Consider the following 18324-nt stretch of genomic DNA (forward strand, 5'->3'; position numbering starts at 1 on the left):
TTGAAGTTTATTTGTTGATTTCTGGGGCTGCGAAACGAGGGATTACATGTGTTGGAAAAATCGCTAGCCACGCTCGAATTTTTCAAAGTTAGAGCGCAAATAGCGAAATTTGCCGCTTCTGCTTTAGGACAAAATCGATTGGAAGAACTTTCTCCTTATACCCTGTGTACAGAAGCAGAGCAGGAACTCGAAGCTGTAGATGAGGCGTTTGTGTGCATACAGCGTTTCGGTCAACCTGCTTTTGGGGGTATCAGTGATATTCGAGATGCCTTGAAAAGAGCACAGTTAGGAAGCGTGCTCAATATTGAACAACTATTGGCGATTCGTCGTTGTATTGAAGGTACAGCGAATCTCAAGCAATATATCAGAAATGCAGTTGGGCAATACGAGACAGCAGAAGGTTTGGGAACATCCAATATCTTTCCTCACGTCCGTGAATTGAGTGAAGCGCTGTTTGACGCACGGAGATTGGAAGTGGAAATTGCCAGGATTATCTTGGATGATGCCACGATTTCCGATCACGCTAGTCCAGAACTGCGTCAGTTACGCATTGAAAGGCGCACGGCAGAAGCTAGAGCCCGCAAAATATTAGAAGATTTGTTGCGCAAAGAAGCGCGTCACTTGCAAGAGCCAGTGATTGCTCTACGCGGACAATCTCTCTGTTTGCCAGTTCGGGTGGATGCCAAACACCAGATACCTGGAATTGTGAGAGATACGTCTGCTAGCGGATCGACCGTATATGTTGAACCGCAAGCTGTACTCGAGCAGGGAGAAAAAGTACGGGAATTGCTGGTTCGTGAAGAACGGGAAATTGAAAAAATTTTACAACAACTGAGCGCTTTGGTAGCTGAAGTAGCGGACGAATTGCGAGAAAACTGTCAGCTTCTCAGTAACTTAGACGCCTGGTTTGCCAAAGCTCGCTATGCATTGAAGCATCATTGCAGCAAACCGAAATTGAATTCGGATGGATACTGGTTATTGCGTAGTGCCCGTCACCCACTTCTTGATGAGAAACAAGCGGTCCCAATTGATCTGGAATTAGGCCGCGAATATCGCATGCTTATGATTACCGGTCCCAACACTGGGGGCAAAACGGTCACTCTCAAAACTATGGGTTTGCTAACGCTTATGGCTATGGCGGGCTGTTTTATTCACGCGAATGAAAATAGTGAAATCGCTTTTTGCCGAACTATTTTTGCGGATATTGGTGATGAGCAAAGTATTGAACAAAGTCTTTCCACCTTCTCCTCACATTTAAAAAATATAATTCACATGCTTCAACAGGTTCATGAGCAGGATTTAGTGCTGCTGGACGAACTGGGGGCAGGGACTGACCCGGGAGAAGGGGCAGCGCTTGCCGTCGCTATTTTAGAAACATTAGCCGAATGTGGAGCGCGCGTTGTAGCTACCACTCACCATGCAGAGCTTAAAGCGTTTGCTTTTCGAGAACCGGCCGCCATCAATGCTAGCATGGAATTTGACGTGCAAAGTTTACAGCCAACGTATCGATTGTTAATTGGTGTACCTGGTCGATCCAACGCTTTTGCGATTGCTCGACGTCTCGGTTTACCGGAAAAAATTATAGAACGAGCGTCCCGCTATATTTCCAATGAACAGGAAGAAATGGATCGGTTGATTGGTGAAATGGAAAAAGCTCGCAAACAACATTTGGAGGCCTTGGCGGCAGCTGAAGAAGCGCGAAACAAAGCGCAGTCTTTGGAAGAACAGTACCAACGCGCTTTGGTCGAATGGGAAGAAGCATCTTCCAGAAAAGAAGAAGAGCTTCTTCAGGAAGCGGAACGTGTACTGGTAAACGCTCGCCAAACTGCGGAACGCGTTATTCAAGAATTACGCAGGGAACGAAAGGACTGGAAAGATCACGAGTTTGTCGAGTTGCGTAAATCTTTAGAAGAGGCACTGCCAACACGAAAAAACATTCAGAGAGCCAAGAGTGGCAACAAAAAAGCTATTGCTGTCGGACAAGCCGTGCGCGTGCTTTCGCTTGGACAAAAAGCGGAAGTGATTGAGCTATCTGGCCAATATGCGACTGTCCAAATGGGGCCATTGCGAAGCAAAATTGATGTAAGAGATTTGGAGCCTATTGAAGGCGCAAGTAAGCCAACCGTTCAAGGCGTTCGTGTGAAAGGCGGCGAGAGCATACGTATGGAAATCGATGTACGCGGCGAAACAGTCGAAGATGCCTTGTTACGTATCGATCGTCACCTAGATGCAGCAATGCTACAAGGTCTAGGTCGTATTGTAATTATTCACGGTAAAGGTACAGGTGCTTTGCGTACCGCCATTCGCCAACATTTAAAGCACCATAAAGCTGTTAAGTCGTTTGCTTCCGGAAGCCTTGGCGAAGGCGGCGATGGGGTTACGGTTGTGTCAGTCCAGGTATGAGGTCCGGTGGTTGTGATGCTTCAGGCCATAAATCATCAGGTAAAGGAACTGGCAAATTCGACGGAATTTGCTTGGATTGAGTCTGTATAGGCGAATGTATGCGAGAACAAATTTTGTCTGGCACGCTGCCACGCTCAAAATACTCCTTGACTGCTCGATGAGTCATAAGGCATTGTAGATTGGCTAATTCTCCAGTATCTTTGCATATTAAGGCGCTGGTCACAGTTTCTGGTACTGGAAAATTTGCTTGTGCGTTCAAAAGAGGTTTCATCATTGCTTCCCAAAGTTTCATTTTCGTCTGATAAACTCGCATGGGAATGGATTGGTTGTGATTGTAGCCAGTCCACACTCCCAATGTGTAATCAGGCGTATAACCAATAAACCAGCCATTTTCCTCATTGTCTGTGGTGCCTGTTTTTCCGGCTATATTAATATGTGGGTAAGTTTGATGAATATGCCATCCAGTTCCCCGCTTCACTACATCTTCAAGCATAGAAGTGACAATAAACGCTGTGGAGGGACGGAAAACTCGACGTGATACAGGTTTCGCTTGATATAGCAGATGTCCATTGGCATCCGTGATTTTTTCTATGAGATAAGCTTGCCGCCAAATCCCTTGATTGGCGAGCGCGGTGTAGGCGTCCGTCAGTTGTGTGACAGAAAGACCATGTGTCATACCGCCAATGGCGCTGGCTAGTTGCACATCCTTTTCCACCAAGCTGGAGCCACCAGTCAAAGTCTGCGCGCCAATAGGTAGACCTAGACGCTCAAGATAGGCAAAACCTAATTGTGGAGAGATTTTTTGCAATGTTTCGACGGCAGGTACATTGAACGAATGAATCAGCGCTTCGCGAACAGAGACGTCGCCACGAAATTTTCCATCATCATCTTTTGGAGCAAATAAAGGTTTTTTGGAAAAGATCGTAGGTCGGTCAGAAAGAATGCTGGCTGCTGTAAGCTGACCACAATCGATAGCTGGCGCATAATCAAGAATTGGCTTGATGGCCGATCCCGGTTGACGGGCCAAGTTTGCATGGTCAATTTGATCGTCACGGTAGTCGCGTCCTCCACTCATAGCCAGGATGCCTCCAGAATGGTTGTCAATCAGCGTCATACCGGCTTCCAGTAAATCGTATTGTTGTGGATGTACAGGATTTGGCAAATTACAATTGGATAAACTCGGGTTATTTGCAAGAATGTCTTCTAAACGATTTTGCAGATGTGCATCCACCGTAGTATAAATTCGTAATCCAGAGAATGGCAGTGCGTTGATGGCGGATTCTCTATTGGCATATAAACCGTGATCGACCAATAACTGAGCGACAAGTGGCTGAATGTCATCGAGCATTAAGTAAGGGTGATTGCCAAACAGAGGCATGTTGGGGTGCTTCAATTCTTTTAAAATCGGCTCATTCAGCGCCTGTTGATATTCTGCTTTGGAAAGTGTGCCGCAACGGTACATTTCCCCTAGAATCCAATGACAGCGAGTCAAAGTGGCGTGCGGATGTTGAATTGGATGAAACTCGCTTGGATTGTTCGGGATTGTTGCCAAAAAGGCTGCTTCTGCAGGTGTCAAGTTTTGCAAGGATTTACCTAACATAATGTGTGCAGCTGCCTTGACACCATAAATTTGTTTACCATCATACTTGCCGAAATACACATGGTTTAAGTAATCAATTAAAATTTCTTGTTTGCTAAGAAAATGATTGGCTTCTATGGCCAGAACCGCTTCTTCTAATTTGCGCTCTAGTGTGCGTTGTTGCTCTGGAAAATAGACTAGTTTAATGGTTTGTTGGGTAATCGTACTTGCTCCGCTGACAATATGATGCCATACGACGTCTTGATAACAGGCGCGCAATAGTGAAAGCGGTGCAATCCCTGGATTTTTAAAAAAAGTTTTATCTTCAGCGTCTACATACGCTTGCACCAGTAAGGGCGACACTTCTTGAAGAGAATGAATGCTTTCAAAATCTTCGCTGCGGGCAAAATTGCCAAGCCATTTTCCGTTTCTGTCGTATACTTCTGTAATGTGTGGCTGTGATGCCAGGCGATTGACATCAAGCGTTGGCAAATGGTGGGCTGCTACATAGCTGTAACCGCCAGCTGCGCCAATCAGAAAGAGAGCGGTACTGACACAGACACCTGCTACAATTGAACTGACAAAGCGCATTCCTTTTTGCCAGCGAACCACTTTGGAACGGCGTTTTTGGCGATGCTTGTATCTCTTTGTCATGACCGCAGGTCTCCTCTCTTTCTATACATCATGCATCAAACTATGGACAGTTATGAGAGCCATTGACAGCAGATTGGCTTCTGTTATAGATTGAATCAAAATCATTGTTTCATGCTGTTGACGCAGAATCAGTAGGCAGGAAGAATAAAAAGGTCCAGAGAGTCGGCGGTTGCTGCGAGCCGAACCTGCTTCCAGGCTGAACTTACAACTGCTGAGGTTGTGTTTGCACTTTTGCAAAGACACGGATGGGTCCGTTATCGCCTGGAGTGGCTGAAGTGTTTTGAATGGATTCTTCAGCAATTCAGGTGGTACCGCGGGGAATAACACCTCGTCCTGTAGTAGGATGAGGTGTTTTTTATGATTCCTGGGAGGTATAACTTCCCATTTTATTTGATGGAGGTCGATCTCGATATGACGGCTGCGCATGTGCCGGTTGAAATTGAAAAAGAAGTGGAAAGACAGTTTGCCATGATTGCTCAAGGTACGGCGGAAATCGTTCCCGAAACAGAATTGAAAGACAAGTTGCGCAAATGTCTGATGGAGAACCGTCCTTTGCGTTTGAAATTGGGAATGGATCCTACAGCTCCTGATATTCATCTTGGTCATGCCGTTGTTTTGCAAAAAATACGGCAAATGCAGGAATTCGGCCATCAAGTTCATTTGGTGATTGGTGACTTTACTGGCCAAGTGGGCGACCCTACAGGAAAGTCGGAAACACGCACACAACTGAGCAGAGAACAAGTTCAAGAAAACGCCAAAACTTATGTCACTCAGGTTTTTAAAATTCTCGATCCGAAACGGACAGAGATTGTCTACAATTCAAGCTGGCTTTCAGCGCTGACATTTGCGGATGTGGTTCGCTTGGCTTCCTACGTGACGGTGGCACGCATGTTGGAACGGGACGATTTTCATAAACGTTATGTAGAAAATAGACCTATTCACATTCATGAGTTTTTTTACCCGCTCATGCAGGCTTATGACTCAGTTGCATTACAAACCGATATTGAATTTGGCGGTACGGACCAAAAATTCAACCTTCTCATGGGGCGCACCTTGCAGAAAGAGTTTCAACAGGACATGCAAGTTGTTTTGATGATGCCGCTTCTCGAAGGGTTGGACGGCGTGCACAAAATGTCCAAAAGTCTCGGCAATTATGTAGGTGTTAATGAAGATTTACACACCATGTTCGGCAAATTAATGTCGATTCCAGATGAATTGTTGCCAAAGTATTACCTTCTGCTTCTCACTCCAAATCAAACGGAATATGAGAACTGGCTCCAAAGTTTAAAAAATGGCACTCTTCATCCCCGTGATGCCAAAATGCAAGTGGCTGCTGAACTAGTAAGACGTTTTCACGGTGACGACGCAGTACAAAAAGCGATTGAACATTGGCAACAGGTGTTTCAAAAGCGAGAACTGCCATCCGATATTCCAGACGTATCCGTGTCTGAATCTCTGATCTGGGTGGTGAAAGCTCTGACAGAATTAGGGCTTGCCAAGAGCAATGGAGAGGCTCGCCGGCTGATTGAGGGCGGTGCGGTTCGTTGGAATGGAGAAAAAATTGACAATGTAGACGCTGAGTTGAATTTTTCTGATGGGGATATTTTGCAAGTGGGCAAGCGGCAATTTGTGCGCATTCGCCTGTCCTAGTTTTATTTTTCGATGCATACAAGAAGCATGGGGGGTGCGCATCCATGCTGCGTCGAAAATTTCACGCGCGCCGCTCTGCCCGCTCTTCCTCCGTGGAAGTGCAGGCAGGCGCAAAATTTTTTTTGCGGCTCAGATTACCGATGGTTATCCTTTTATTTACTGCTGCACTAGTATCTATGATGTTTTCTGCAGAACGACGTCTTCAACCCGTCATGGTTAGCCTGGCTGCTACAGAGGCGCGTCATGTTGCTTCAGAGGCGTTGACACAGGCACTCGATACTGAACTGCTCAAAATTTCAGATGCTGATGAACTTGTCAGTCTCTCTCCAGCGCCGGGACAGAGTAATTTAACAGTTGCTCGGTTCCATCTGCACGCTCTCACAGAAATTCAAGCAGATGCTACTCAAAGAGCTAAACAGCTAATCAATCAGGTTAATCACACTACAATCTCTGTACCGATTGGCCAAGCCATTGGTGGACCGCTTTTCTCTTTGGCTCGCATGAGCGTACCTGTACACCTTATTTTACTTGGAAATGTTCATTCCACTTTGTATATCGATTCAAGTAATACAGGACTTAACCAAGCCGTCCATGTTTTAAAATTGCGTTTAGTAGCAGATGTCAACGTGATCGCTCCATTTGTCTCTTTGCCTCTTAGTGTACAGTCCGACGCACCTCTGGCTGTCATTGTTATGTCAGGTCCGGTTCCTGGGGCTTACGCTGCTGGCGGGTGGAACAATTATAGCCATTCAAACGGACAAAGTTCGACAAAATTTTCCGCTCCCCGATAGGAAAACTCATGCTGGAAGTCGAATTCATCTCTGTCATTTTGACTAGGGTATAGGAGATGGGGGCGAAGTTCAGTTGAGTTTGGAACCACAATTACAAAATTCAGAGCTGCCCAATCGCAGTTCGTCACCACTACACAAAGTACGAGATTGGTACAGGAAAAAAGTTCCTTTTTTATCCATTCAAATTAAAATTGGTGGAACATTTGGCATCATTTTACTGAGTATTATCGTGATTGGCGTGGTCAGTACGGTGCAATTGTTAAACATGCGCAGTCAAATACAGACGGTAGCCACAAAAGATGTAGAAATCTTGCAGGACGGGCACCGACTACAGGAAGATCTGCTATCTATGGATTCAACCATGCACAGCTATCTTATGACGAATAACCAAAATCTATTGAACAATGGCTTTTACGATAAATCGGGCGATTTTATAAACACTTACCATGTACTCGAAAACTTGCTGGCCGATAATCCAAAGAGCCTTGCAGAACTTGAGAATGCCAAAGCTCAATTTGTCAATTATTCTACCGAAGCGAATGAATTGGTAACGTATATGATGGACGATGAAGGGAAACAAGCATTGCAGTTGGTTGCAGAGGGCAAAGGCACACAAAGATTAGCCAATGCTTCTGACTCCATCAATGAATTTTTAAATACGGTGCAAACTTCCGCCAATCGTTCTGCTTTACACCTCAAACAAACTGTCAATGTTACTTTTGTAGTATTGGGAGTCCTTATTTTATTCACTATTCTCATTGGCCTTATTTTTGGAATTCCTGCAACGTTTCAAACTCCCCGCAATATTAGACGAGTTACGCGAATTCTCGATCAAATTGCCAGTGCAGATGGGGATTTGCGCCGACGTATTGAAGGGGTGCACAGCCGTGATGAGATTGAAAAATTAGCTGAAGCCACCAATCGGGTGTTAGCCTCGGTTGCTGATTTAGTGCGCAAAGTTGTGCAGACAGCCAATACGTTGGCGTCCAATGCACAAGATTTGACAGCTTCCACGGATGAGACAGCCCATGCTGTCAATGAAATTGCTGAAACGGCTGGCGAATTTGCACTTTTAAGTGAAAAGGCCGTTCTCTCCTTGAGTGACATGAAAGAAGGAATGGCACGCGTGGAGGAACAGGGGAACGCTACTGCTAGCCGTGTACAGCACGTGCTTCAAGCTGTGGATGAAGTGGTGAAAGCGACGGAACAGGGAGAGGCAGCTGTCGTACAAGCAGAAAGTACCATGCAAACTGTCGCTGAAATTGCTGCTAAAACCAATGAGGAAGTTTCTCGCTTGGCTTCATCATCAAAAGAGATTAACCGTATTCTGGATACCATCCGTGACTTGGCTGATCAGACAAACCTTCTTGCGCTCAATGCTGCGATTGAGGCTGCACGTGCTGGTGAAGCAGGACGCGGCTTTGCGGTTGTTGCTCAAGAAGTGCGCGCATTAGCGGAACAAAGTCGCTCTGCGACCTTGGAAATCGACGAGATTGTTCGGCAAAACGCCGAACTCACTGAACGGGTTACCGAAGTGATGCAAGAAGGTGTAGTTTCTGTTGAGGCCGGTAAGGCAGCAAGCGTGCAAACCAAATCTGTACTGAATGGTATTTTGCAGGCTGTGAAACAAGTGGTTCCCACAACAGACAGTATCGCAGAAAGTGTAGAAAAAACCCGTGCAGTTGTACAAAGTTGTCTGAGTGTCATTCAAACTTTAAATGCTTATATGGAACAAGTGGCTGCCGGTTCACAAGCTAACGCCGCTAGTACAGAAGAAAGTTTGGCAACGGTTGAAGAAATATCCGCAGCCTCACACGAATTATCTCATTTAGCCCAGGAACTGCAATCCTTAGTGGGTACTTTCAAAGTCTAAATTTCCTTTCATTCTTCTCTGACATTCGACTGGGCGCCTGCATATACTGCCGCAGACCGTGCGCGGAAAGTCTGACTTTCGCGCAGAGGAGGGAATCGGTAGTGAAAAAATATGTTGTGCGCCCAGGAGACAGTCTTTACAGTATCGCCAAGAAAACTGGCGTACGAATTCCACTCATCCTAGCAGCCAATCCAGAAATAACATCTCCAGCCAAACTTATTCCTGGCATGACACTCAGTATCCCGGAACTTGGTAAATCATCTGCCGGTGGGCAGAAAAAAAGTAAAACCAGTAAAGCAACCGTGAAAGTGCCCAGTTATTTTGGGTTTGTTTGGCCGCATGTGGTGCAAGAAGGTGAAAACGTAGAATCGCTTTCTGAACTCTACAACGTTTCAGTTTTAGAACTTTGTCATTTAAACGGAATGAGCCCAAGCGATACACTGGATCCCGGACGTGTGGTCTACATTCCCAGTGCTGCACCTCCCAAGAACATGATGAAAGATAAAACGGTGATGCCAACCGGATCGGAAGAAAATATAAACGACTGGGAAGGCCCCCACACACATACAGGAGGATTGCGCAAAGATATAGGCAGTCCAGCGGCTGCTGAAAGCAGTTATGATTTGTCTTCTTGGTCTGATATTTTGACAGATACGCGGGGCAATCAGAAACAGTAGCCTTCAACAATGATTTGCCTGCATCCGGCAAGACTCCTGTGGGTGGATTAGATGATGAGGGATGGTCAGATACCATTACCTATGACAAGGGTTGACTACACATGGCTCTGCTAGCAGAGGGTGCTATTCGTGAAATCGCATCCTATTACAGGCTCAATGTTATTGCCAGTATAGAAAGACGAACTGTGACAGGTTTGATTACCGCAGATGGGCAGAACTATGTCTGGAAATTTGCAGAGGAGAAAGACAGTGAGAAACGTTTAGCAGCGTTGTCGAAAGTCTCTCAACTTTTGCAGGAAAAAGGTATACGTTTTGCTGTAGCTTTGCCTAATCAGAATCATGTATATTTAACCAGACTTCACACCATTCCATCTCTCGGCTATTTGCAACCTTGGTTACCTGGACGGCATTTGAATCTTGGTTTGCCGAATGAACGAATGGCGGCTATCCATGCGCTGGCCCAGCTTCATCAAATTCCAGTCCAGCGCATGGACGCCTCTGTTCTTTCTCACCATACGCCATTGCAGCAGAGAATATTTCTCAAGGCAAGAGCACTCTCCGGTGTCTGGAAGGATGCTTGCGAACGCTGTCCGCCACTTGAACCTTTCTCGGTTGGTGTGCTGAAGCAGGTTGCCCAGGTGCTGGAAGAGCCGGCTCCGTTTTATCGTCAGCTTGTAGAATTTCGCCAGCTATCCTTCTGCCACCGCGATTTAGCTCCCCATAATCTTCTTTTTGGACCAGCGCAGGAGGTACAGTTGATTGATTTTGACCAGTCAGGTTTGGACGATCCGCTTTATGACGTGGCTCAAATAGCTAACCACAGTTTATTTCTTGGGAATCTTCAAGCTGGCGATTGGCGGAAGATGATGGATGCTTATGTGGAGGCTGCGCATTTGTCGCCTTTGCGAGAACGACTTCTTTGGCGGATTTTGGCTTGGCCGGATATTCTGGCTCGGTCTCTTGTGGAATGGGCGAAACGAGGCTATCCGGCTGACGATTGGGCGCGTGTGCATTACGCACTCAAATGTGAATCAAAAAGGCGTCAACTTCTATACAGTGACAGTCCTTATCCGATTCGCATGTAGTTCTCAGCTTGCATTCGTCAGGTGCCTAGGTATACTAAGCCTAGGATTAAGCAGACGAAAGCAGGTCTGTATAGGACAGTAATAGATAGGAGAGTTGCGATCGTGGATCGCCTACAAGTGGTTCTTGCCCAGTTGAGTCCAAGACTGGGCGACTTTGAATGGAATCTGGACAAGCATCATGAGTGGATTAGGGAAGCTCGGGCGCGTGGGGCGCAGTTAATTATTTTTCCTGAATTAGGATTGACAGGTTATCAAGTGCAGGATATGACACTGGACATTGCCAGACCTCTCGTTCATCCGCAAATACAATCTTTAATAGAGGCTAGCCGCGAAATCGATATTGTCTTTTCTTTTGTTGAAGAAACATCACACCATTTGTTCCATGTCAGTGCTGTTTACGCATCTGAAGGAAAAGTACGAGCTGTTCACCGCAAAGTATACCTACCCACTTATGGGATGTTTGATGAGCGAAGGTATTTTGCGCCAGGAACACGTTTTCAAACATTTTCTGGTACGCCTGCTGGGTCTGCTGGAATGCTTCTCTGTGAGGATGCCTGGCATGTCACCAGTCCATATTTGTTGGCTTTAGGCGGTGCAAATTTCATGATTGTTACAGCTTCTTCTCCAGCTCGTGATGTGACAGACGCTCATTATTTTGGCTCACAACGTTTTTGGCGTGAACTTTTACGAGTATATGCACAAACGTATGGCTGTCCTATCGCTTTTGTGAATCGAGTAGGTGTGGAAGATGGTATTTCCTTTTTTGGGGGCAGCGGTGCAGTCAGTCCTGAGGGTGATTGGCTGTTTACTGCTCCTACGGTGGAAGAGGGAATGTTCTCAATTCAACTCGATTTGCGATCGGTACGGCGAGCTCGCTTCAGTACGCCTATCTTACGAGATGAAAGACCCTTGTTGGTTCAGCGCGAGCTGGAGAGAATTTTGCGTCAACGAGAAGAAACTCAGTGTGATTGGGCGCCAAACAGTCAGCCAGAGGGGGAGCGAACATGAAACCTGAAGTTGCCAATCGACTGCGTCTGAATGAGGATTTAACACTGGCGCTGCTAGAACGATTTATTCGAGATGAAGTCGATAAGTCAGGGTTTCAACGAGTGGTCTTTGGTCTCTCTGGCGGCATCGATTCGGCGTTGGTTGCTTATCTTGCAGTTCGCGCGCTTGGTCGTGATCGGACGCATGCCGTTTTAATGCCTTATGAGACGAGTAGCCCAGCCTCTTTGACGGATGCGTTTGCGGTTGTCCATGATTTACAAATGCCGCATACGGTCGTTCCTATTACAGCGCCAGTAGACGCTTATTTTGCTCAGGTTGATGCTCTGCTTGGCAGTCCAGCGACACCGCTCAGGAAAGGCAACCGTATGGCGCGCGAGCGCATGTGTACACTCTTTGACTTTTCAGCCCATTTAGCTGCACTTGTTCTTGGGACAAGTAACAAGACAGAGTTGCTGCTTGGCTATGGCACTCAATTTGGCGATATGGCTTCAGCGCTGAATCCCATTGGTGATTTATACAAGTGTCAGGTGCGTCAACTATCCAACGCTGTTGGTGTGCCACGGTCGATTTTAGAGAAAGCGCCAAGCGCTGATTTGTGGGAAAATCAGACAGATGAACAGGAACTTGGATTTACATACGATGACGCTGATGAAGTACTTTATTACTTGGTAGATGAACGGTATTCATTGGACGAGACCGTGGCGCTCGGCTATTCGGAGGCTCTTGTTTCGCGGGTGATTCAACGGGTAAGGCGCAATCAGTACAAGCGCAAACCACCTGTGATTGCCAAAATATCGCCGCGTACGGTTGGTATTGACTTCCGATATTTGCGAGATTGGGGGAATTGAAAGATGTCAGGCCACTCTAAATGGCATAACATACAGCGTCGCAAAGGCAGGCAAGATGCCATTCGGGGGCAGTTGTTTACGAAACTGTCCAAGGATATTTATCATGCAGCTAAAGAAGGCGGCGGCAATCCGGATACCAATTTTCGTTTAAAAGTGGCAATTGAAAGAGCGAAACGAGAAAATTTGCCAGCAGACAGCATTGCTCGTACAATTGCTAAAGCTACCGGATCGTTGCAAGGAGCACATTATGAGGAAGTACTCTACGAAGGATATGGTCCAGGCGGAGTAGCCATCTTACTGGATATTGTCACAGACAATCGCAATCGAACAGCAGCGGATATTCGTCATATCTTTAAAAAACGAGGCGGCAATCTTGGTGAAAGCGGAAGTGTTGCCTGGATGTTCCGGCGGATTGGCCGTATCACGCTCAAAAAAGATACGCTTTCTTTGAATGTTGACGAACTGATGCTTCAGGCTTTGGATGCTGGTGCAGACGATTTACGTGAAGATGAAGATGAATGGGAAATTGTCACTTCACCTGAAAACTTTACAAGTGTTCGAGATCATCTGGAAAAACAGGGCTTGACTTTAGAAGATGCAGAATATACTTACGAAGCGGTAACACCCATGGAAGTTGATCCAAGTCTGACAGAAGAAGTGCTCGATTTATTGGAGTCATTAGAAGCGCACGATGATGTGCAGAGTGTCTATACTAACGCTGAACTATAAAATACAGAGTCTTATCGGCGGTTTTGCATAAGAACTGCCTTCCTTGGCATGATAAGAGTGACTTGGAGAACAGTTTTTATGGCAAATGAGGTGATTTTCATGCATTGGCGTTTATCTATCGCTGCTGTCTTTGCGCTGCTTTTTTGCACCACAGAAGTCATGTCTACAGTGCAGTGTAAAGCTGCAACTCATATATCTCAGAATGATTTTCAGCAAGTGAAAGAAAAATCGGGTCATTCAGCAACACGCGCTAAGCGTTTGGCTCTTTATTGGACAGTGGACGATCGCGGTCAACAGACGTTGCAAATGGCTTCGATGGGCGATGGAAGTGTCAGTGCTTTTGCAAACAATGCTTCCGATTGGAAGTTTAATCCATTGCTTTGCGGCTTTTTTGGCGTACCAGTTTTTGAGCGTCATTTGCAGGCATCTGGTACAGCAGAGTCAGAATCCGTTTAATGACTGTTTTTGTCAAGTAGGAAAACGTGTGTACTATGGCGAACCTCTTTTATGGACACGAGTCTGTCTCGTTCACAGTCTCGCGATTTATAAAGGAGGCTTTTCTTTTGTCATCCTTGCGCGTTATGGGGATAGACCCTGGACTTGCTCGTATGGGGTATGGCATCCTTGATTCTTATGGAAATCAGCTACGCGCAGTCGTTTTTGGCTGTTTGGAAACACCAGCCAATACTCCTTTGGCAAAGCGTTTATCCATTTTGTTTCATGGTTTGCAAACGTTATTGGAGCAATATCAACCTCAGGTCATGGCGGTAGAAGAATTGTTTTTTAACCGCAATACCACTACAGCATTTACAGTGGGTCAAGCTAGAGGTGTAGCGATTTTGGCCGGTTATGAGCATCAGGTTCAACTAGCAGAGTACACGCCTATGCAAGTGAAACTTGCCGTCACTGGATATGGCCGCGCGGATAAAGTCCAAGTGCAGACGATGGTTAAAACTTTACTCAGTCTCCCAACCGTCCCTAAACCAGACGATACAGCAGATGCTCTTGCTGTTGCTATAACGCATGCTCATATGGCACCCTTTGTGGCGCAGGAAGAACGGATTCGTCGCGCGCTTTCTGGAGGTACAACGCCATGATTGTGTTTTTGCGCGGCAATGTTTTTGCTATTCATGAAAATGCGGTCGATCTCGATGTCAATGGAGTAGGTTATCGCGTCTTTGTGGCCGAACGTGTTCTTCATGCGCTCAGTCTGCATAAATCGGCTTTTCTTTATACTTATCAACATTTGCGTGAAGATACACAGGAATTGTATGGATTTTTACAGGATGAGGAACGCGGTTTATTTCTGAAGCTATTGGCCATATCTGGTGTTGGTCCCAAAAGCGCTTTGGCCATGGTGGGCAGTACGGATGCAGAGACATTCATCCGTTGGATTGAGTCGGAAGATGTTGATACCTTGTGCCGTTTACCGGGGATTGGGAAAAAAACAGCTTCTCGATTGATTCTGGAGTTGAAGGGAAAATTGGTCGTTCCCATCAGTCCGTCAGCCAATGTGTCGACTCCAACAACTATTTCTTTACCTGCCATGGATAAAGAAGTAGTGGAGGCACTCATTTCTTTGGGATACAGTGAGAGAGAGAGTCTCGATGCCCTAGCCAGTGCTAGGGCAGAATTGCCTGACGCCTCTGTAGAGACATTGCTCAAAGCAGCACTCCAAAAATCTTTTCGTGCTTAACATCAAGAAGTTGAGCGTTTCGATATAGTTATGCAAGACTCTAGCAGTTTTAAGAAGAGGGGGACACAGGTGTGGAACATCGAGTGGTTTCAAGTGAATGGGCCCCAGAAGACCCTGCGCTTGACAGTGTTCGCCCGCGGTTTTTGGAAGATTATATTGGTCAGGATGGCGTTAAAGAAAATTTGCGCATTTTCATTCAAGCTGCCAAAGATAGAGGAGAATCGCTCGATCACGTATTGCTGTATGGCCCTCCAGGTTTGGGTAAGACTTCTTTATCAATGATTATTGCGAATGAGCTTGGCGTCAATATTCGCATTACATCAGGCCCAGCTATAGAACGTCCAGCGGATTTGGCTGCTCTCTTGACCAATTTACAAACAGGTGACGTTCTTTTTATTGACGAAATTCACCGTCTTTCACGTTCGGTTGAAGAAGTACTTTATCCGGCTATGGAAGATTTTTCGCTGGATATTATGATTGGCAAAGGGCCGAGTGCACGCAGCGTTCGACTGGATTTACCTCCTTTTACGCTGGTTGGTGCAACGACCAGGGCAGGTTTGCTTTCTTCACCTTTACGTGATCGGTTCGGAGTGATACTCCATCTTGATTATTATTCGATAGATGATTTAGCTCAGATTGTCACTCGTACCAGCCGAATTTTACGCCTTGTAGTGGACGATGAAGCAGCTAGAGAAATCGCCAGGCGTTCACGCGGTACGCCGCGTATCGCCAATCGTATTTTGAAACGGGTTCGGGATATCGCTCAAGTACAAAAGGCGTCTGTGGTGACCGAAGATATTGCTCGACAAGCGTTGAGTCAGTTGCAGGTAGACAGACTTGGTCTGGATCAGACAGATGTTCGCTTGTTAAAAACCATCATTGAAAAATTTTCCGGCGGTCCCGTAGGACTGGATACACTTGCTGCTGCTATAGGAGAGGAAGCTGGAACAATAGAAGAAGTTTATGAACCATTTCTTTTGCAGCAAGCACTTATTCAGCGGACACCGCGGGGGCGCATAGTAACACCTTTGGCTTATCAGCACTTTGGATATCCATTGCCAAGCAGTGCATCAGAACGTTCCATAGAAGAATTACCGCTATAATTGACAGACGCCAACCCCTGAAAACGTCTGGACATGAGCGAATCTTATGAGCAGAGAGGTGGAACGTGTGGGCCTATTGCCAACGCGGCGTCGGAAAGCAGCCGATACGCGTGACCTGACCACATTGCTCCACGCTGCCAAGGCAGGAGATACAGAGGCGCGTGAGCGAATGCTTCATGAGTACACTCCGTATATCCTGAAAATTGCTTCCCAGGCAGCGCATCGGTACATCGACCGCCAGACGGATGATGAGTTTAGTATTGCCTTGTCTGCTTTTAACGAAGCTATCGACAGTTACGATCCTGAACGCAGCAATGGTTTTTTGGCGTTGGCTGAAACCATTATTAAACGCCGTCTGATTGATGAGCATCGCAGACAGCAACGTTCCGTGCAAGGAAATCCATGGAGTGATTTTGAAGTTTCTGATGAAGAAAACAATGTCATGAACTATGTGGAAATCCGATCCTCCTTGGAAGACTACGCAAAGGAACAGGAAGCAGCAGCGCGTTCGTACGAAATTGAAGAATACGAGCGTGAACTGCAGGTGTTTAAGTTATCTTTTTCTGCTTTGATAAAAGTTTGTCCCAAACATGAAGATGCTCGGCAAAATGCTATTGCGGTAGCTAAAATGATTGTTCGTGATGATCATTTGCTTTCCTATGTACGGCAAAAGAAATCCTTGCCTATGAAAGAGCTCGAGCAGTTGACAACTGTCTCGCGGAAAACGCTTGAACGACAGCGTAAATATATCTTGGCTGTTGTACTCTTGTTGGCTGGAGATTATCCATACTTGCAATCCTATGTAGCAGGGGTATCGGATGGCGACTGAAGGAGGTGTGGCCAGTGAAGGTTGAAAAAGTAAGAGGAGTGGTGTTGAAAAAAAGACGCCGCTCAGCCTTGGTGCTTACACAAAATGGTCAATTTGCACGCGTTTCGCTTCAAAAGGAAATGCGACTCGGGCAAGAAGTATATGCTGAATTATTACCTCGCTTCCCACTCCTTCAAATTTGGTCTGAGTGGTTCACTGGCACTCGGTCACTCTATCCGAAAAAGGTTTTGTTGATTGGCCTTGCTGCATTGCTTGTTCTTGGTGTAGGTGTCGGTCGCGTGGTCTATCGGCTGAGTCCTTACGCTCAAGCGGAAGCGTACGTTGCCCTTGGGGCAGCTCCTAACTTGATTTTGACTGTGGACAATACGGGTCATGTAAGGTCTTGGCAGGTTGTGGGTAATACAACCTATCCTTGGCTTTCCAAAATACAATTGAACGGACGTTCTATAGATACAGTTTTGCCTGAAATTATGCAGTATGCCGTGGTGTCTGCACCCAATACGCCCTATCGTCAATGCGATGTAATGGTAGTCACAACAGCTCCTGTAGGAAAAAACCACAATATACATTATATCACAGAACGAACCATGCACGATTTGCAAAAGGAAACCAAAATAGATGGCAAACCATTGCTTATCATGAATTTGCCAATGACCACAAGTTCTTGGCAGCAAGCTATACAAGCTAAAGTATCGCCTGTACAATTGGCTGTGGTGATGGCCCTTACAGAAATTCGTCAAAAACAGCCTAATATTCCCGGTTCCTTAGATCTTTTGGCGAAAATGTCCAGTCATAGTTCTGGAGTAGACGTCAAAGTTACGCAAGCACTTTTACATCCTAGTCCACAGATTCTTCAAGCAGCGATAAAAAAATTGGAGAAGGGCTATTCGGTAAAGAAAATGTTGCCTATGCCGATCCATGTTCCGGCTCTGAATCCTGAGGATCAACCTCGACCGCCTCATTCTTTGCCTTTGAATGCAAATCCCAGGCAACAAAGTAACAACATTCATCCTGAGATTGCAGGTCTTCATCATGCGCAACAGCATCTTGTACCTTCGCTTCCGGAAAAAAACGACAGTCATCAACACCGTCCCGCTATCCTTCCGTCTGCAAAAGGTCTCCCTGCCATGCACATACCGTCGCAGATAAAAAAAATACCTAAAAAAGTGATTCAATTGCCTGCCCATGCGCTTCACGCATTGCATCAATTGCCCCGTTGGATACACCATTCATTGAGAATTCCTCAGGGACAAATTCAAAAGATCGTAGCTCCGATCCAAAAGTGGTTGCCCTGATCATATCTACTTGAACATTCGCTTGTCTTGTTTTGACCCAATTCTGGACAACCTTTATAATCGTTAAAGATGTAGCGCTATAAAGGCAAGATGGTCCGGAAATG

16 protein-coding genes and 1 other annotated feature are annotated in these 18324 nt (G+C 46.0%); of the genes, 15 read left to right on the forward strand and 1 reads right to left on the reverse strand.

Annotated elements, in window-relative coordinates:
• The first annotated feature begins 48 nt into the window (after window positions 1-48).
• A complete protein-coding gene (locus FY534_RS04455; protein WP_203115298.1) occupies window positions 49-2403 on the forward strand; it encodes an endonuclease MutS2 in 2355 nt (784 codons plus the stop codon).
• Here FY534_RS04455 and FY534_RS04460 read toward each other — a convergent pair.
• A complete protein-coding gene (locus tag FY534_RS04460) occupies window positions 2378-4636 on the reverse strand; it encodes a transglycosylase domain-containing protein (protein ID WP_203115299.1) in 2259 nt (752 codons plus the stop codon). The two genes, FY534_RS04455 and FY534_RS04460, sit on opposite strands and share 26 nt — an antisense overlap.
• Window positions 4637-4744: 108 nt before the next feature.
• Window positions 4745-4975: a binding site (T-box leader), on the forward strand.
• Window positions 4976-5047: 72 nt separating this feature from the next.
• On the opposite strand from FY534_RS04460, the gene tyrS reads away from it, so the two are divergent.
• From tyrS to FY534_RS04530, 14 genes are all read left to right on the forward strand, one after another.
• Complete coding sequence (gene tyrS / locus FY534_RS04465; RefSeq protein WP_203115528.1) at window positions 5048-6286, forward strand: tyrosine--tRNA ligase; 1239 nt, start codon at window positions 5048-5050, stop codon at window positions 6284-6286.
• A gap of 44 nt (window positions 6287-6330) precedes the next feature.
• Entirely contained in the window at window positions 6331-7077 is a 747-nt protein-coding gene (locus FY534_RS04470) for a sporulation protein YunB (protein ID WP_072872695.1), read from the forward strand.
• A gap of 73 nt (window positions 7078-7150) precedes the next feature.
• On the forward strand, window positions 7151-8950 hold the full coding sequence (locus tag FY534_RS04475; RefSeq protein ID WP_203115300.1) for a methyl-accepting chemotaxis protein: 1800 nt from the start codon (window positions 7151-7153) through the stop codon (window positions 8948-8950).
• Between the two features lie 101 nt (window positions 8951-9051).
• The gene (locus FY534_RS04480) at window positions 9052-9627 is read left to right on the forward strand and encodes a LysM peptidoglycan-binding domain-containing protein (RefSeq protein ID WP_203115301.1); all 576 of its coding nucleotides are present in this window, start codon (window positions 9052-9054) and stop codon (window positions 9625-9627) included.
• A gap of 101 nt (window positions 9628-9728) precedes the next feature.
• Window positions 9729-10712 (forward strand): aminoglycoside phosphotransferase family protein, encoded by a 984-nt coding sequence (locus tag FY534_RS04485; RefSeq protein ID WP_203115302.1) that lies wholly within the window; start codon window positions 9729-9731, stop codon window positions 10710-10712.
• 102 nt (window positions 10713-10814) lie between these two features.
• Window positions 10815-11720, forward strand: a complete 906-nt coding sequence (locus FY534_RS04490; RefSeq protein WP_238413659.1) for a nitrilase-related carbon-nitrogen hydrolase — start codon at window positions 10815-10817, stop codon at window positions 11718-11720.
• On the forward strand, window positions 11717-12568 hold the full coding sequence (locus FY534_RS04495) for an NAD+ synthase (protein WP_072872690.1): 852 nt from the start codon (window positions 11717-11719) through the stop codon (window positions 12566-12568). The genes FY534_RS04490 and FY534_RS04495 overlap by 4 nt, the downstream gene beginning before the upstream one ends.
• A 3-nt stretch (window positions 12569-12571) precedes the next feature.
• A complete protein-coding gene (locus tag FY534_RS04500; protein ID WP_203115303.1) occupies window positions 12572-13297 on the forward strand; it encodes a YebC/PmpR family DNA-binding transcriptional regulator in 726 nt (241 codons plus the stop codon).
• A gap of 78 nt (window positions 13298-13375) precedes the next feature.
• Window positions 13376-13753 (forward strand): hypothetical protein, encoded by a 378-nt coding sequence (locus FY534_RS04505; RefSeq protein WP_203115304.1) that lies wholly within the window; start codon window positions 13376-13378, stop codon window positions 13751-13753.
• A 116-nt stretch (window positions 13754-13869) separates the two neighbouring features.
• Window positions 13870-14394, forward strand: a complete 525-nt coding sequence (gene ruvC, locus FY534_RS04510) for a crossover junction endodeoxyribonuclease RuvC (protein ID WP_072872766.1) — start codon at window positions 13870-13872, stop codon at window positions 14392-14394.
• Entirely contained in the window at window positions 14391-14993 is a 603-nt protein-coding gene (ruvA, locus tag FY534_RS04515; RefSeq protein ID WP_072872687.1) for a Holliday junction branch migration protein RuvA, read from the forward strand. Before ruvC ends, ruvA begins: the two co-directional genes overlap by 4 nt.
• 71 nt (window positions 14994-15064) lie before the next feature.
• Entirely contained in the window at window positions 15065-16096 is a 1032-nt protein-coding gene (gene ruvB, locus FY534_RS04520) for a Holliday junction branch migration DNA helicase RuvB (protein ID WP_203115306.1), read from the forward strand.
• A gap of 46 nt (window positions 16097-16142) precedes the next feature.
• Window positions 16143-16925 carry an RNA polymerase sigma-I factor gene (gene sigI / locus FY534_RS04525; RefSeq protein ID WP_238413660.1) on the forward strand — a complete coding sequence of 261 codons (783 nt, stop codon included), beginning with the start codon at window positions 16143-16145 and terminating at the stop codon, window positions 16923-16925.
• 14 nt (window positions 16926-16939) lie between these two features.
• A complete protein-coding gene (locus FY534_RS04530; protein WP_203115307.1) occupies window positions 16940-18220 on the forward strand; it encodes an anti-sigma factor domain-containing protein in 1281 nt (426 codons plus the stop codon).
• Window positions 18221-18324: the final 104 nt, after the last annotated feature.

Origin of the sequence: Alicyclobacillus sp. TC, from assembly GCF_016804365.1 — a bacterium.
GTDB classification, from domain to species: domain Bacteria; phylum Bacillota; class Bacilli; order Alicyclobacillales; family Alicyclobacillaceae; genus Alicyclobacillus_I; species Alicyclobacillus_I tolerans.

Coding starts and splice junctions, on each gene's coding strand:
- FY534_RS04485 (WP_203115302.1), top strand. CDS start 9,729: ATGGCTCTGCTAGCAGAGGGTGCTATTCGTGAAATCGCATCCTATTAC.
- ruvA (WP_072872687.1), top strand. CDS start 14,391: ATGATTGTGTTTTTGCGCGGCAATGTTTTTGCTATTCATGAAAATGCG.
- FY534_RS04470 (WP_072872695.1), top strand. CDS start 6,331: ATGCTGCGTCGAAAATTTCACGCGCGCCGCTCTGCCCGCTCTTCCTCC.
- FY534_RS04505 (WP_203115304.1), top strand. CDS start 13,376: ATGGCAAATGAGGTGATTTTCATGCATTGGCGTTTATCTATCGCTGCT.
- FY534_RS04460 (WP_203115299.1), bottom strand. CDS start 4,636: ATGACAAAGAGATACAAGCATCGCCAAAAACGCCGTTCCAAAGTGGTT.
- FY534_RS04500 (WP_203115303.1), top strand. CDS start 12,572: ATGTCAGGCCACTCTAAATGGCATAACATACAGCGTCGCAAAGGCAGG.
- tyrS (WP_203115528.1), top strand. CDS start 5,048: ATGACGGCTGCGCATGTGCCGGTTGAAATTGAAAAAGAAGTGGAAAGA.
- FY534_RS04495 (WP_072872690.1), top strand. CDS start 11,717: ATGAAACCTGAAGTTGCCAATCGACTGCGTCTGAATGAGGATTTAACA.
- sigI (WP_238413660.1), top strand. CDS start 16,143: ATGAGCAGAGAGGTGGAACGTGTGGGCCTATTGCCAACGCGGCGTCGG.